General features: G+C 63.2%; 20 protein-coding genes. 12 read left to right on the top strand and 8 right to left on the bottom strand.

Annotated elements, in window-relative coordinates; translation table 11 throughout:
- Positions 1-100: 100 nt before the first annotated feature.
- The 6 genes from HMPREF2993_RS10350 to HMPREF2993_RS10325 are packed head-to-tail and all read right to left on the bottom strand — an operon-like array spanning position 101 to position 3,149.
- Positions 101-667, bottom strand: coding sequence for an Asp23/Gls24 family envelope stress response protein (locus HMPREF2993_RS10350; protein ID WP_070702217.1), 567 nt, complete (start codon positions 665-667; stop codon positions 101-103).
- Positions 660-1,238: a DUF6286 domain-containing protein gene (locus tag HMPREF2993_RS10345; RefSeq protein ID WP_046648483.1), complete on the bottom strand. Its 579-nt coding sequence runs from the start codon at positions 1,236-1,238 to the stop codon at positions 660-662. Before HMPREF2993_RS10345 ends, HMPREF2993_RS10350 begins: the two co-directional genes overlap by 8 nt.
- Entirely contained in the window at positions 1,231-2,118 is an 888-nt protein-coding gene (locus HMPREF2993_RS10340) for an Asp23/Gls24 family envelope stress response protein (protein WP_246822430.1), read from the bottom strand. Before HMPREF2993_RS10340 ends, HMPREF2993_RS10345 begins: the two co-directional genes overlap by 8 nt.
- A complete protein-coding gene (locus HMPREF2993_RS10335; RefSeq protein WP_010189668.1) occupies positions 2,118-2,312 on the bottom strand; it encodes a hypothetical protein in 195 nt (64 codons plus the stop codon). The genes HMPREF2993_RS10340 and HMPREF2993_RS10335 overlap by 1 nt, the downstream gene beginning before the upstream one ends.
- A 32-nt stretch (positions 2,313-2,344) precedes the next feature.
- Positions 2,345-2,650: a hypothetical protein gene (locus HMPREF2993_RS10330; RefSeq protein WP_046648481.1), complete on the bottom strand. Its 306-nt coding sequence runs from the start codon at positions 2,648-2,650 to the stop codon at positions 2,345-2,347.
- 1 nt (position 2,651) lies between these two features.
- Positions 2,652-3,149: an Asp23/Gls24 family envelope stress response protein gene (locus HMPREF2993_RS10325; RefSeq protein ID WP_046648480.1), complete on the bottom strand. Its 498-nt coding sequence runs from the start codon at positions 3,147-3,149 to the stop codon at positions 2,652-2,654.
- A gap of 648 nt (positions 3,150-3,797) precedes the next feature.
- Between HMPREF2993_RS10325 and rpsJ the strand changes: the two genes are divergently transcribed.
- The 11 genes from rpsJ to rpsQ are packed head-to-tail and all read left to right on the top strand — an operon-like array spanning position 3,798 to position 8,966.
- Positions 3,798-4,103 (top strand): 30S ribosomal protein S10, encoded by a 306-nt coding sequence (gene rpsJ, locus HMPREF2993_RS10320; RefSeq protein WP_003848085.1) that lies wholly within the window; start codon positions 3,798-3,800, stop codon positions 4,101-4,103.
- 35 nt (positions 4,104-4,138) lie between these two features.
- Positions 4,139-4,795, top strand: coding sequence for a 50S ribosomal protein L3 (gene rplC, locus HMPREF2993_RS10315; protein ID WP_046648479.1), 657 nt, complete (start codon positions 4,139-4,141; stop codon positions 4,793-4,795).
- Positions 4,792-5,454, top strand: coding sequence for a 50S ribosomal protein L4 (rplD, locus tag HMPREF2993_RS10310; RefSeq protein WP_010189650.1), 663 nt, complete (start codon positions 4,792-4,794; stop codon positions 5,452-5,454). Before rplC ends, rplD begins: the two co-directional genes overlap by 4 nt.
- Positions 5,454-5,756: a 50S ribosomal protein L23 gene (rplW, locus tag HMPREF2993_RS10305; protein ID WP_046648478.1), complete on the top strand. Its 303-nt coding sequence runs from the start codon at positions 5,454-5,456 to the stop codon at positions 5,754-5,756. Before rplD ends, rplW begins: the two co-directional genes overlap by 1 nt.
- A 35-nt stretch (positions 5,757-5,791) precedes the next feature.
- Positions 5,792-6,628, top strand: coding sequence for a 50S ribosomal protein L2 (gene rplB, locus HMPREF2993_RS10300; protein ID WP_010189648.1), 837 nt, complete (start codon positions 5,792-5,794; stop codon positions 6,626-6,628).
- Positions 6,629-6,641: 13 nt separating this feature from the next.
- Positions 6,642-6,920 (top strand): 30S ribosomal protein S19, encoded by a 279-nt coding sequence (gene rpsS, locus HMPREF2993_RS10295; protein ID WP_010189646.1) that lies wholly within the window; start codon positions 6,642-6,644, stop codon positions 6,918-6,920.
- 3 nt (positions 6,921-6,923) lie between these two features.
- Positions 6,924-7,286, top strand: coding sequence for a 50S ribosomal protein L22 (rplV, locus tag HMPREF2993_RS10290; RefSeq protein ID WP_010189645.1), 363 nt, complete (start codon positions 6,924-6,926; stop codon positions 7,284-7,286).
- On the top strand, positions 7,286-8,032 hold the full coding sequence (rpsC, locus tag HMPREF2993_RS10285) for a 30S ribosomal protein S3 (RefSeq protein WP_049157353.1): 747 nt from the start codon (positions 7,286-7,288) through the stop codon (positions 8,030-8,032). The genes rplV and rpsC overlap by 1 nt, the downstream gene beginning before the upstream one ends.
- A 3-nt stretch (positions 8,033-8,035) precedes the next feature.
- Positions 8,036-8,452, top strand: coding sequence for a 50S ribosomal protein L16 (gene rplP, locus HMPREF2993_RS10280; RefSeq protein ID WP_010189643.1), 417 nt, complete (start codon positions 8,036-8,038; stop codon positions 8,450-8,452).
- A complete protein-coding gene (gene rpmC, locus HMPREF2993_RS10275) occupies positions 8,452-8,682 on the top strand; it encodes a 50S ribosomal protein L29 (protein ID WP_046648476.1) in 231 nt (76 codons plus the stop codon). Before rplP ends, rpmC begins: the two co-directional genes overlap by 1 nt.
- Positions 8,683-8,684: 2 nt before the next feature.
- A complete protein-coding gene (gene rpsQ, locus HMPREF2993_RS10270) occupies positions 8,685-8,966 on the top strand; it encodes a 30S ribosomal protein S17 (RefSeq protein ID WP_010189641.1) in 282 nt (93 codons plus the stop codon).
- Positions 8,967-9,057: 91 nt separating this feature from the next.
- Here the strand turns inward: rpsQ and HMPREF2993_RS10265 are convergent, their stop codons facing one another.
- Together HMPREF2993_RS10265 and HMPREF2993_RS10260 are read right to left on the bottom strand one after the other, a co-directional pair.
- Positions 9,058-9,450, bottom strand: a complete 393-nt coding sequence (locus tag HMPREF2993_RS10265; protein WP_046648475.1) for a hypothetical protein — start codon at positions 9,448-9,450, stop codon at positions 9,058-9,060.
- Positions 9,447-10,322: a carbohydrate kinase family protein gene (locus HMPREF2993_RS10260; protein ID WP_046648508.1), complete on the bottom strand. Its 876-nt coding sequence runs from the start codon at positions 10,320-10,322 to the stop codon at positions 9,447-9,449. Before HMPREF2993_RS10260 ends, HMPREF2993_RS10265 begins: the two co-directional genes overlap by 4 nt.
- Before the next feature lie 21 nt (positions 10,323-10,343).
- Between HMPREF2993_RS10260 and HMPREF2993_RS10255 the strand changes: the two genes are divergently transcribed.
- Complete coding sequence (locus tag HMPREF2993_RS10255) at positions 10,344-11,642, top strand: glycoside hydrolase family 32 protein (RefSeq protein ID WP_070702215.1); 1,299 nt, start codon at positions 10,344-10,346, stop codon at positions 11,640-11,642.
- The last annotated feature ends 36 nt before the right edge of the window (positions 11,643-11,678 follow it).

Raw genomic sequence — 11,678 nt, 5'->3', positions numbered from 1 at the left:
TCCCCCATGGGCACGAAGATTAAACCAGCACCCGCAACCCCGCAACCGGAAGAAGAAAAACCCTGCTCACGAGTAGTTTTGTGAGCAGGGTAGGTGGTATCTAGAGGACCGCGTTGCGCACCTTCGTGAAGTGGACCTTGTATCGCGTATCCACATCCACGTCAGGGAACGCGGCACGGAAGTCCCGGTCGTTGACCTCGATGGCGTCCTTAATTCGCAGGATCGGGGTATCGGGATCCGCCAGGACCTCGTACTGCAGAGTCGGCCGCGAGCGGTCGTAGGCGACGAGCCGCGAGACCTTCTCCACGCCCTCAACCTCAGCGAGGGTATCCGCCACCGCGCCTGCAATAGCGGACATCTCAGTTTTAATCGCGCCCTCCTCATTCGATTGTTCCGAAGAGACCGAGCTAAACCGATGGTGCCGCAGGTTGCTGATCACAAGCCACAGACCGGCTAGGGCGCAGACAATCGTCGCCAAGCCCAGCGCATAGGGCCACCAGCCCTGCTCCGGTAAGCCCGCCCATGTGTCGTGGTCAACCCACGTTGCCAGGTAGGTGGCAAAGGACACGTTGAAGTGAATGAGAATCGGCCACGCGCCCAGAGCAATGAGAAGGACTCCCACAATGGCAAGGATCGTACGGTCCACGCCGGCGAGCGCCTTAGACATTAGCGATCTCCTCCTGTTCATCCTCAAGCACCACGGTGATGTCCGGAGTCGGGGTAATAGCCGCGAGTGCTGCGGTCACCGCCTCAGTCACGCGCTCTTTAAGCTGCGCGTCGTCGGCATCGCCCGTCGCAGTCACCGTAATGCGCGCTTGGTCCTTAGAGATCCGCGCCCTACTGCGCGCTGCCGTGGTTCCTGGCACCCGACGCGCCGTTGCCGACGCCACCCGCGCAATGTCCACCGCGCGCAACCACATCGACGCATCCTCGGAGCCAATCCGCACGTGCGTCGTCTTCCGCGGCGCACACGCCGCCCACAACAAAATCAGTCCGATGAGGATGGCCGCACCGCCGGCCACCAGCATCCACCCGTGGATCTCCGGGGAGGACATCACATCGATGAACGGCTGCAACCACGACGCAGCGCCCTCATCGGCACCCACGACCCAGGCCTCACGCCCCACGACCACGGCGGCGACGAGCAGGACGACGCCCAGGATGATGGTCCAGCCGCGCGCCGGCGGGGAGGCCTTCGGGCGTTGACCAAAGCCAACGGGCAGGGAGCTCTCACTCATAATGACCTCCTTGGTTGATAGTGATGGCGCGCAGCGGAGTCGGGCGCGGAACGTCTACCCGGCGTGTGAACTCGGCCGAGGGCCGAATCTCAATCGGGCGCAGCTGGAGCGGCTCGGCGTGCGGGGCGCGCAGCGCTGGTGCCTGTGGAACGTCCACGTGCCGCGGCTGGACCGGGCGGGGAGTAGTGATGCGGCGCAACGCGAATTCCTGGGGCGACGCCACCGAACGAACGTTGACGGGCGCGGGGTCAGCAATAACGCGCAGCGGCCGCGGCGCTGCCGTAACGATTGGCCGCAGCTCGTCGTAGCGTTGCTCTGAAGGACCGAAACCTTCCGTGCGAACCGCAACCTCGGATGGCGTGGCAACACCCCGCACCCGCGGTCCCTCCGGTGCCGCCACGGCACGTACCGGAGCCTCGCGTGGGGCCGCGATGTGGCGCACGGGTGCGCCGTGCGCGGTGGTGATGGGCTTGAGGACACGCTCCGGAACAATCGCCGGGATCTGCGCCGGCAGCGGCGCCCGTGTCTCGACCGCCAAGGCAGTCGTGCGTTCGCCTGCCACGGCGCCACCCACGGTGACGTTGACGCGGGTGGTCCGGAAACCGGTGAAATCACGCACGGCCTCTCGTATCGCCGTGCGAACGGCCGCTGCAACGTCGGTGACGGGGGAGGGCCAGTAGACGGCGATATCGACGTCGACAGCGACCATCTGCGTATCCGGATCCATCTGCGCCATCACGCGCGGAAAGGCGCGGCCGGCCAGGCCGGCTAGTTTGGCGTCGACAGCCGCGGTTCCCGGCACACTCGCGATGGCGGAGCTAATCACCTTCTCCATCGCGCGCAGAGAAAAGCGGGTGCGGCCGTGTTTGGCGGTGCTCACTAGCCTCGGCCTCTATCCTGGCCGACCACGCCCTTCCATACCGCAGTGAGGTCGATGCGGCCGTCGAAATGCGCGCCAATCACGCCACCGACTGCGGCGAGCAGCACCGCGAGCGCGACGTACCACACGCCGAGGTAGATGAAAAAGGCCAGAACCAAGCCGGCGATCACGCCGAGGGAGGTGTAATTCTTCATGGTTTTCCTTTAGTTCTGTGTGTCGGTTCCTTTTAGACCGCGTCGTCGAAGACAACGTCCACGCGGCGCACCGCGGGCCAGGTGACGCGGACGGTGGTGCGGGTGGCGTCGCCAAGCTCGGCGAGGGGAACGCCAGCGCTGACATCAACGACGATGTGCAGCTCCAGGTGCGTGTCATCCTGTGGGCTGGGGCGGCGGATGCCGTGCACGCGCTCACCGGGGAAGAGCAGCGCGACCTCCCCGAACCGGCCGGGCGAAAGCTTGGCGACGCCCCTCAGATCCGTCACCGCCTCCGCTATGGACGTGGCAATGGGGAGGGTGAGCTCGGCAGAGGTCACGTTATGCCTGGCCCTGGGTAACTGCCGGGGCCGTTTCGGCGGACTCGTCTTCTTCGCGCGGCAGCTTGACGTCGTGGACGACGACGTCGACGCGATCGACGGACAGGCCGGTCATGCGCTCGACCGCATTCATGATGTTGCGGCGAATAGCCTCGGCAAGCTCGTGGATGGCCACGCCGTACTCGGCGATGATGGCGATATCAATGGAGGCGGTGCCGTTGTTCACCTCGACGGAAACACCCTGGCGGACGTCCTCGGAAGCACCGAAGGATTCGCGGATGGAACCCATCATGCGGGCGCCACCGCCGCCGAGGGCGGCGACGCCGGAAACCTCGCGGGCAGCGATGCCGGCGATCTTGGACACAACGACATCATCGATGCGGGTGGTGCCGAAATCGGTCTCCAGGTTCTTGTTGCGCTCCGGGGCAGGGGCCGGGGTGGCGTCGTTAGCCGGGGCAGTCTGCTCGGCGACGTCCTTGGGGGTGGTGTTCTCAGCCATGATGGATCCCTCTCACTGTGTAGTTGATTAAGGTCTGTATCTACGTCACGAGCTTAACCGCGAACGCGGAACGCGGGGCGGCGGAAAGCCAATCCTTGGCCAAAACGTGATGTTACCCACTGTTTCTGCAGGAGTTTGGAAAACGCGAGGTTACGTGCTTAAATACAGGGGTTGCTTTAACACAGCAACGTAGCCGCAGGCTGATGCTTGTAGGGCGTTGTTGCTGGTAAGGCGAACATGACACCTTTGTTGTGGAGTTCTTCTAGGACTACACGCGAAGGTCATCCGATCGGGCCAGGTCCGCGCTTGAGCAGAGACAATCCCGAGAAGATGGACCGGAGAAGGGGCATGGCAAATAAACAGCGGCAGTATATGAATAAGACTTTGGTTGCGGATCTTTAAGATCTTACGCCCCGGTCTTCTTCCTATTTACTTTGACTACGGGTCTTGTACCCCGTCACGAGCACTGCACTCTGGGCTTTTGCCTTAAGTCACTCTCGTGGTCGTCATGACAGTCAGACAACTGGCGTTGAGCCATGGCTTCCAGCCCGGACAACGTTATAGAGAAATCGAGAAGCAATTTCCCACCGCTTCACGCCCCGGATAGGCCGGGAATGTGAAAGTGGGGAAGCGAGGAAGAGGATAAGCGTGGCGGGACAAAAAATCCGCATTCGGCTGAAGGCCTACGACCACGAGGCCATCGACGCTTCTGCTAAGAAGATCGTCGAGACCGTTACCCGTACGGGTGCTCGTGTTGTCGGCCCGGTGCCGCTCCCAACCGAGAAGAACGTATACGCCGTTATTCGTTCTCCGCACAAGTACAAGGACTCTCGCGAGCACTTCGAGATGCGCACTCACAAGCGCCTCATCGACATTCTCGACCCGACCCCGAAGACCGTTGACGCCCTTATGCGCATCGACCTTCCGGCAAGCGTCGACGTGAATATCCAGTAAGCGATCGACACAACGTATTTGGTGGAGAACAAACAATGAGTGAAAACGAGATCAAGGGAATTCTGGGCACCAAGCTCGGCATGACCCAGGTCTTCGACGAGGAGAACCGCGTTGTGCCGGTGACCGTCGTCGAGGCTGGCCCGTGCGTGGTTACCCAGATCCGTACTGTAGAAACCGATGGCTACAACGCCATCCAGATTGCCTTCGGCGAGAAGGACCCGCGCAAGGTCAACAAGCCTGCAACCGGTCACTTCAAGAAGGCTGGCGTGACCCCGCGCCGTTACGTCGCTGAGATCCGCATGGACGATACCTCTGCATACGAGGTCGGCCAGGAGGTCAAGGTGGACATCTTCGAGGGCGTGACCTTCGTCGACGTCACCGGCACCACCAAGGGTCACGGCTACGCTGGCGCCATGAAGCGCCACGGCTTCGCAGGCCAGGGCGCTGCCCACGGTAACCAGGCTGCTCACCGCCGCGTTGGTGGCATTGGTGGCGCTTCGTTCCCGGGCCGCGTCTTCAAGGGTAAGCGCATGGCTGGCCGCATGGGCCAGGACCGCGTGACCACCCAGAACCTGAAGATTCAGAAGATTGATGCCGAGTCCAACCTGCTGCTCATCAAGGGTGCTATCCCGGGTGCGCGCGGTGGCCTCGTCACCGTTAAGACCGCAGTGAAGGGCGGTGCACACGCATGAGCAACCTCAAGCTAGACGTCCAGACCGCTGACGGTAAGACCAACGGCACCGTTGAGTTGCCGGCCGAGCTCTTTGACACCGAGGCATCCATTGCTCTGATGCACCAGGTTGTCAACGCACAGCTCGCTGCCGCTCGTCAGGGTACCCACAAGACCAAGACTCGCGGCGAGGTCCGCGGTGGTGGTCGCAAGCCGTTCCGCCAGAAGGGCACCGGCCGCGCCCGCCAGGGCTCCATCCGTGCGCCGCACTACACCGGCGGTGGCACCGTGCATGGCCCGGTTCCGCGCGACTACTCCCAGCGCACCCCGAAGCGCATGATCAAGGCTGCTCTCTACGGCGCACTGTCTGACCGTGCACGCAACGAGCGCATCCACGTCATCGAGGAGCTCGTCCCGGGCCAGACCCCGTCCACCAAGCAGGCCAAGGCTTTCATCGAGCGCCTCACCGACCGCAAGAATGTTCTTCTGGTCATCGGCCGCGAGGACATCAATGCTCGCCGCAGCGCCAACAACCTGCCGAACGTCCAGATCCTGGATGCCGGCCAGCTGAACACCTACGACGTCCTCTACTCGGACGACGTTGTGTTCTCCGTTGAGGCTCTGCACACCTTCGTCGAGCGCGCTACCGGCGCCGCCGAGGAAGCTAAGGAGGAGAAGTAATGGCTAAGCTCGCTAACCCGCGCGACGTCATCATCGCACCGGTTGTGTCCGAGAAGTCCTACGGCCTGATGGAGCAGAACGTCTACACGTTCTACGTCTCCACGGACTCCAACAAGACCCAGATTAAAGATGCCGTCGAGCAGATCTTCGGCGTGAAGGTTGCTTCCGTGAACACCGTGAACCGTGCAGGCAAGCGTAAGCGCACCCGCACCGGCTTCGGTCAGCGTAAGTCCACCAAGCGCGCCTACGTGACGCTCCGTGAAGGCAGCGACTCCATCGACGTCTTCGGCGCAGGCGCTTAAGCCCCACCGAAGAGCCGAAAGGAAAAGGAAGAATTATGGCTATTCGTAAGTACAAGCCGACAACTCCGGGTCGCCGCGCATCCTCCGTGTCTGAGTTCGAGGAAATCACTCGCTCGACCCCGGAGAAGTCCCTGCTGCGCCCGCTGAGCAAGACTGGTGGTCGTAACAACTACGGCCGCATCACCACCCGCCACATCGGCGGTGGCCACAAGCGCCGTTACCGTCTCATCGACTTCCGCCGTACCGACAAGGACGGCATCCCTGCAAAGGTCGCTCACATCGAGTACGACCCGAACCGTACCGCTAACATCGCCCTCCTGCACTACGCAGACGGCGAGAAGCGCTACATCATCGCCCCGAAGGGCCTGAAGCAGGGCACCATCGTTGAGGCTGGTCCGAACGCAGATATCAAGGTTGGCAACAACCTGCCGCTGCGCAACATCCCGACCGGTACCACCATCCACGCTGTGGAGCTCAAGCCGGGCGCTGGCGCTAAGCTGGCTCGCTCCGCTGGTGCCTCCATCCAGCTGCTGGGTAAGGAAGGCAAGTACGCCATCCTGCGTATGCCGTCCTCCGAGATTCGTCGCGTCGACATCCGTTGCCGCGCCACCGTCGGTGAGGTTGGCAACGCTGACCAGATGAACATCCGTTGGGGCAAGGCCGGCCGTATGCGTTGGAAGGGCGTCCGCCCGACCGTCCGCGGTGTCGTTATGAACCCGGTCGACCACCCGCACGGTGGTGGTGAGGGTAAGACCTCGGGTGGTCGCCACCCGGTGTCGCCGTGGGGCCACAAGGAGGGCCGCACCCGCAACCCGAACCGTTACTCGAACAACATGATCGTGCGCCGTCGTCGCCCGAACAAGAAGCGCTAAGAGGAGGTAAACAATGCCACGCAGCCTTAAGAAGGGCCCGTTCGTCGATGAGCACCTCCTCAACAAGGTTGATGCTCAGAACGAGGCCGGCACCAAGCAGGTCATCAAGACCTGGTCTCGCCGCTCCACCATCCTGCCCGACTTCATCGGTCACACCTTCGCCGTCCACGACGGTCGTAAGCATGTCCCGGTGTTCGTCGAGGACTCCATGGTTGGTCACAAGCTCGGTGAGTTCGCACCCACCAAGACCTTTAAGGGTCACGTTAAGGACGACAAGAAGGGACGTCGATAAGCGATGAGTGACACCATCACCTCCGCATCCGCAACGGCTCGCTACGTCCGCGTTACCCCGATGAAGGCACGCCGCGTCATCGACCTGGTCCGCGGTAAGTCCGTAGCCGAGGCACTTGCAATCCTGAAGTACGCTCCGCAGGGCGCCGCTGAGCCGGTTGCCAAGGTTGTTGCATCCGCAGCTGCCAACGCTGAGAACAACTTCGGTCTGGATCCGCGCACCCTGGTCATCTCCGAGGCATACGCCAACGAGGGTCCGACCATGCGTCGTTTCCAGCCGCGCGCACAGGGCCGCGCATTCATGATTCGTAAGCGCACCAGCCACATCACCGTGGTTGTCGAGAGCCAGAAGGAAGGGGCCAAGTAATGGGCCAGAAGATCCATCCTCACGGCCTACGTTTGGGCATCACTTCCGACTGGAAGACCCACTGGTACGCCGATAAGGACTACGCAAATTACGTAGCCGAAGACATCAAGATCCGCGAGTACCTGGAGAAGGGCCTCGACCGCGCCGGCATCGCCGACGTCGTCATCGAGCGCACCCGCGACCGCGTCCGCGTGGACATTCACACCGCCCGCCCGGGCATCGTGATTGGCCGCCGCGGTGCTGAGGCTGACCGCATCCGCCGCGAGCTGGAGAAGCTCACCGGCAAGATGGTCGCCCTCAACATCCTCGAGGTCAAGCAGGTCGACGCCAACGCAAACCTGGTTGCACAGTCCATCGCTGAGCAGCTGGTTAACCGCGTGGCCTTCCGCCGCGCAATGCGCAAGGCCATCCAGTCCGCTATGCGCCAGCCGCAGGTTAAGGGTATTAAGATCCTCCTGGCTGGTCGTCTGGGCGGCGCTGAGATGTCCCGCACCGAGCGCTACCACGAGGGTCGCGTTCCGCTGCACACCCTTCGCGCCGAGATCGACTACGGCACCGCAGAGGCCCACACCACCTTCGGCCGCATTGGCATCAAGGTGTGGATCTACAAGGGTGACGTTGTCGGTGGCGTCCGCGAGTCCGAACTGAACGCTCCGGCGCAGGGCCGTGGCCGCGGTGACCGCAACGGTCGTCCGCGTCGTGGTGGCCAGCGTCGCCAGCGCGCACAGCAGAAGCAGGAGGGCTAATCCATGCTGATTCCTAAGCGCGTCAAGTACCGTCGTCAGCACCGCCCGACCCGCTCGGGTGTGTCCAAGGGCGGTAACCGCATCAACTTCGGTGACTACGCCATCCAGGCTCTCGAGCCGGCGTACATCACCAACCGCCAGATTGAGGCCGCACGTATTGCCATCAACCGCCACGTCAAGCGTGGTGGCAAGGTGTGGATCAACATCTTCCCGGACCGTCCGCTGACCCAGAAGCCGCTCGGCGTGCGTATGGGTTCCGGTAAGGGTCCCGTCGAGAAGTGGGTTGCCAACGTTAAGCCGGGCCGCATCCTCTTCGAGATGACCTACCCGAACGAGGCTACCGCCATCGAGGCCCTGCGCCGCGCTGGTCAGAAGCTTCCGTGCAAGGTCCGCATCATCAAGAAGGAGGACCAGTTCTAATGGCTAACGGTACCCCCGCCCACGAGTTCCGCGAGCTCGACAATGCTGAGCTGGAGAACCGCCTGAAGGACGCGAAGGAAGAGCTCTTCAACCTTCGTTTCCAGAAGGCCACCGGCCAGCTGACCAACAACCGCCGCATCGGCACGGTTAAGCGCGACATTGCCCGCATCTACACCGTTCTGCGCGAGCGCGAGCTGGGCCTGTCCGTTGCTCCGGGAGCTGAGGCTTAATCATGAGTGAGGCAAACGTGAACACTAAGAAGGAAAAGGGCGCTCGCAAGACCCGCACCGGCATCGTTGTCTCCGACAAGATGAATAAGACCATCGTTGTCGAGCTCGAGGACCGCAAGCAGCACGCCCTCTACGGCAAGATCATGCGCACTAACAAGAAGGTTAAGGCGCACGACGAGAACGAGACCGCCGGCATCGGCGACCGCGTTCTCATCGCCGAGACTCGCCCGCTGTCCAAGGACAAGCACTTCCGTCTCGTCGAGATCGTGGAGAAGGCTAAGTAATATCTAGCCCTCTTCTACGTGAATAGCCCCCACGATAACCGTGGGGGCTATTTTTGATCCTGCACGGCGCTCTTCTACGAGACCAGCTCCTCTAGCGCGTGCCGCGGTATGTGAGCGCAATGGCAAGGCAAAACGCATTGAGCACCGTGCCGACCGCGAGAAGGAACGTGCCGATGCGGTAGGGCGTAGTGCTGGTCACGTCGATGGTGTTAAAGATCTGAACCCAGACCAACCAGCCTGCGATGAGCGTGCCCGCCCCGAGGGCGGTGAGCGCGCGGAGGCCACGGGTGGGGCGTTGGGCGGGGGAGAAGGCGTGGTAGGAGGCGTCGATAAGCGCTAGCACGGCAAGGATGATCGATGTCCAGGCCGCGACGGGCACCGGGAGCAGGGCCGAGGTGCCGAAGAATACCGGCAGGAGGAAACATATCGCGACGAGAACGAGGAGGACCGCGTTTAAGACGGCTGTGCGCAGGGGATAGTTCATAGCCGTGCCTCTACTTCGGTGCGTGTGGGCGGCTGGGCGCCGGTGCGTGAGACTGTGATGGCCGCGGCAGCCGCCGCAAACTGCAGGATCTCGCGCCAGTCTTCGGCGCTGAGCTCGGCTGCATTCCCGTCTCGTTCCGCCAGAAGAGTCAGGAGTGCAGCCATAACCGTGTCGCCCGCGCCGATGGTGTCCGCCACCTCGACGTTCACCGGCGGGACCTCCAACGACACCGACGCCGTGCGCACGCTCAGCCCGTCCGCCCCGCGCGTGGTGACCACCACCGGTACCTGCTCCAGTGCCCCAGCCCCAAGGAAATCAACCTCTTCTTCACTGAGCTTCAGCAGCGTGACGTGGGGAAGCAGACTCAGCAGGAACTCGCGGTGCTCCGCAGTGGCGAAGAAGGGCCGGATGTTCGGGTCCAGCGCCACCTTCGTCCCGCGCGCAGCCAAGTCCTGGAGAAGCGCGGCATAACGCGAGGCGCCCGGCTCCAGCGCTAGGGAGACGGTGCCGAAGCAGGCCCAGGGGACGTCGGCAAGCGCGGGCTCTACCAGGCGGTCGGCAGTACCCTCCGTGTAAAAGGAATAGGTTGCCGAGCCGTCGTCGGCGATGTTGCACACCGCCAGCGTGGTGGGTTCCTCGCCGCGCTGCACAAGGGAGGTGTCCACGCCCTCCTCGGTGAGACGCTCCACCAGCGCACAGCCGAATGCATCCTTCGATAGACGGGACTGAAAGCCCACGTCAGCGCCCAATCGCCCGGCTGCCACCGCCACGTTGAAGGGGCCGCCACCCAGCGCCGGTTGGAGGTCAGCCAGCTGCCCGCGGCCACGCGGAACAAGATCAACGAGGCCTTCGCCACACACCATAATGTCCATAGAGCCCATACTATCGAGGGCATGAACTACCGTCCGCTTTTTCATCTCTCCCCGCCCTCCGGCCGCTTGAATGACCCGAACGGAATCTTTGTTGATGGCGATACTCTGCACGTCTACTACCAGCACGACCCGTGCTTCCCACACGCTAAGAAACAAACGGGGTGGGGGCACGCAGTAGCATCGCTGAGCGCCGCGCAACCGTGGCGGCACTACCCGGACGCGCTGTTTCCCATCCGTGAGCATGACGCCCACGGCTGCTACTCGGGCGGCGCAGTGGTCGACGGCGAGGACGTCTGGCTGTTCTATACCGGCAACCTCAAGCGCGATGGCGTACGGATTCCCTCGCAGAACCGCGTGCGCGTGGTGGACCCCTCCGGCCCGGCAGGTGGTTTCTACGAACATGACCCGGCGAACCCGCTCATCAATGGGGCCGCGGAGGGGTTCACGGGGCACTACCGGGATCCCCAGATCACCCGTGATGATGCGGGCTGGCGCATGGTGCTCGGCGCGCAAGCGGAGGATGAAACGGGGCACGTGGTGCTCTACCGCTCCACGGACTTGGCGCACTGGTCCTTCCAGGGGGCTATCACCTTCGACACCTCTGGCGCTGAGTCTGGTCTCAGCCCTGACCTCGTGCCGGGCGGCTACATGTGGGAATGCCCCAACCTTGTGACGCTGCGTGACCGCGCTACGGGCGAGGACAAGGACGTCCTGGTCATCTGCCCGCAAGGTCTCGAGCCGGTGCTTGCCGACGGCTCCACCCACTACGCCTCCTCCGACCAGTGCGGCTACCTCGTGGGCCGACTCGATGGCACGGTCTTCCACGTGGAGCGTGGTTTCAGTGAGCTGGACTATGGCCACCAGTTCTACGCGCCACAGCTGGTGGAGAAGGACGGCGAAGCCATCATGCTGGGGTGGATGGGGTTGCCGGCGCAGGATGACACCCCGACCGTGGAAGAAGGGTGGGCCCACACGCTCACTCTGCCGCGGCGCGTGTGGTTGGAGGATGGCTGGCTGCGCCAGGCTCCGGTCTGGGAGCTGCCGGAAAGCGACTCGGTTGCAACGCTTCAGGCAGGCGAGGGCACGTACGCGCTTGTCGACGACTCCGGGGCCGAAGCCTTCCGCGTCACCTACGGCGGGGGAGAACTCTGCTTGGCTTGCGGCGGTGATGAGCGCGTCGTGCCGTGTCCGGCTGGTTCCCTGGAACTCATCGCGGATGGCTGCGCGGTGGAGGTCTTTGCGGGCGATGGGCGGATTGCGGGGGCGTCGGCGGTTTTTGGTGCCAGCGGCGCTCGCTGGAAGGGCTGGGAAGCCCGATAGGGTGTGAAACTTCCTATATTTGTGCCCGAATGCTTG

Source organism: Corynebacterium sp. HMSC068G04, from assembly GCF_001814885.1.
GTDB classification, from domain to species: domain Bacteria; phylum Actinomycetota; class Actinomycetes; order Mycobacteriales; family Mycobacteriaceae; genus Corynebacterium; species Corynebacterium hiratae.
The sequence above is the reverse complement of the archived record's forward strand: the minus strand, read 5'-3'. Positions and strand labels throughout refer to the sequence as shown.

Coding starts and splice junctions, on each gene's coding strand:
- HMPREF2993_RS10345 (WP_046648483.1), bottom strand. CDS start 1,238: ATGAGTGAGAGCTCCCTGCCCGTTGGCTTTGGTCAACGCCCGAAGGCC.
- rplB (WP_010189648.1), top strand. CDS start 5,792: ATGGCTATTCGTAAGTACAAGCCGACAACTCCGGGTCGCCGCGCATCC.
- HMPREF2993_RS10335 (WP_010189668.1), bottom strand. CDS start 2,312: ATGAAGAATTACACCTCCCTCGGCGTGATCGCCGGCTTGGTTCTGGCC.
- rplD (WP_010189650.1), top strand. CDS start 4,792: ATGAGCAACCTCAAGCTAGACGTCCAGACCGCTGACGGTAAGACCAAC.
- HMPREF2993_RS10255 (WP_070702215.1), top strand. CDS start 10,344: ATGAACTACCGTCCGCTTTTTCATCTCTCCCCGCCCTCCGGCCGCTTG.
- rpmC (WP_046648476.1), top strand. CDS start 8,452: ATGGCTAACGGTACCCCCGCCCACGAGTTCCGCGAGCTCGACAATGCT.
- rplC (WP_046648479.1), top strand. CDS start 4,139: ATGAGTGAAAACGAGATCAAGGGAATTCTGGGCACCAAGCTCGGCATG.
- HMPREF2993_RS10265 (WP_046648475.1), bottom strand. CDS start 9,450: ATGAACTATCCCCTGCGCACAGCCGTCTTAAACGCGGTCCTCCTCGTT.
- rpsS (WP_010189646.1), top strand. CDS start 6,642: ATGCCACGCAGCCTTAAGAAGGGCCCGTTCGTCGATGAGCACCTCCTC.
- HMPREF2993_RS10325 (WP_046648480.1), bottom strand. CDS start 3,149: ATGGCTGAGAACACCACCCCCAAGGACGTCGCCGAGCAGACTGCCCCG.
- HMPREF2993_RS10350 (WP_070702217.1), bottom strand. CDS start 667: ATGTCTAAGGCGCTCGCCGGCGTGGACCGTACGATCCTTGCCATTGTG.
- rpsC (WP_049157353.1), top strand. CDS start 7,286: ATGGGCCAGAAGATCCATCCTCACGGCCTACGTTTGGGCATCACTTCC.
- rplP (WP_010189643.1), top strand. CDS start 8,036: ATGCTGATTCCTAAGCGCGTCAAGTACCGTCGTCAGCACCGCCCGACC.
- HMPREF2993_RS10260 (WP_046648508.1), bottom strand. CDS start 10,322: ATGGACATTATGGTGTGTGGCGAAGGCCTCGTTGATCTTGTTCCGCGT.
- rplW (WP_046648478.1), top strand. CDS start 5,454: ATGGCTAAGCTCGCTAACCCGCGCGACGTCATCATCGCACCGGTTGTG.
- rplV (WP_010189645.1), top strand. CDS start 6,924: ATGAGTGACACCATCACCTCCGCATCCGCAACGGCTCGCTACGTCCGC.
- rpsQ (WP_010189641.1), top strand. CDS start 8,685: ATGAGTGAGGCAAACGTGAACACTAAGAAGGAAAAGGGCGCTCGCAAG.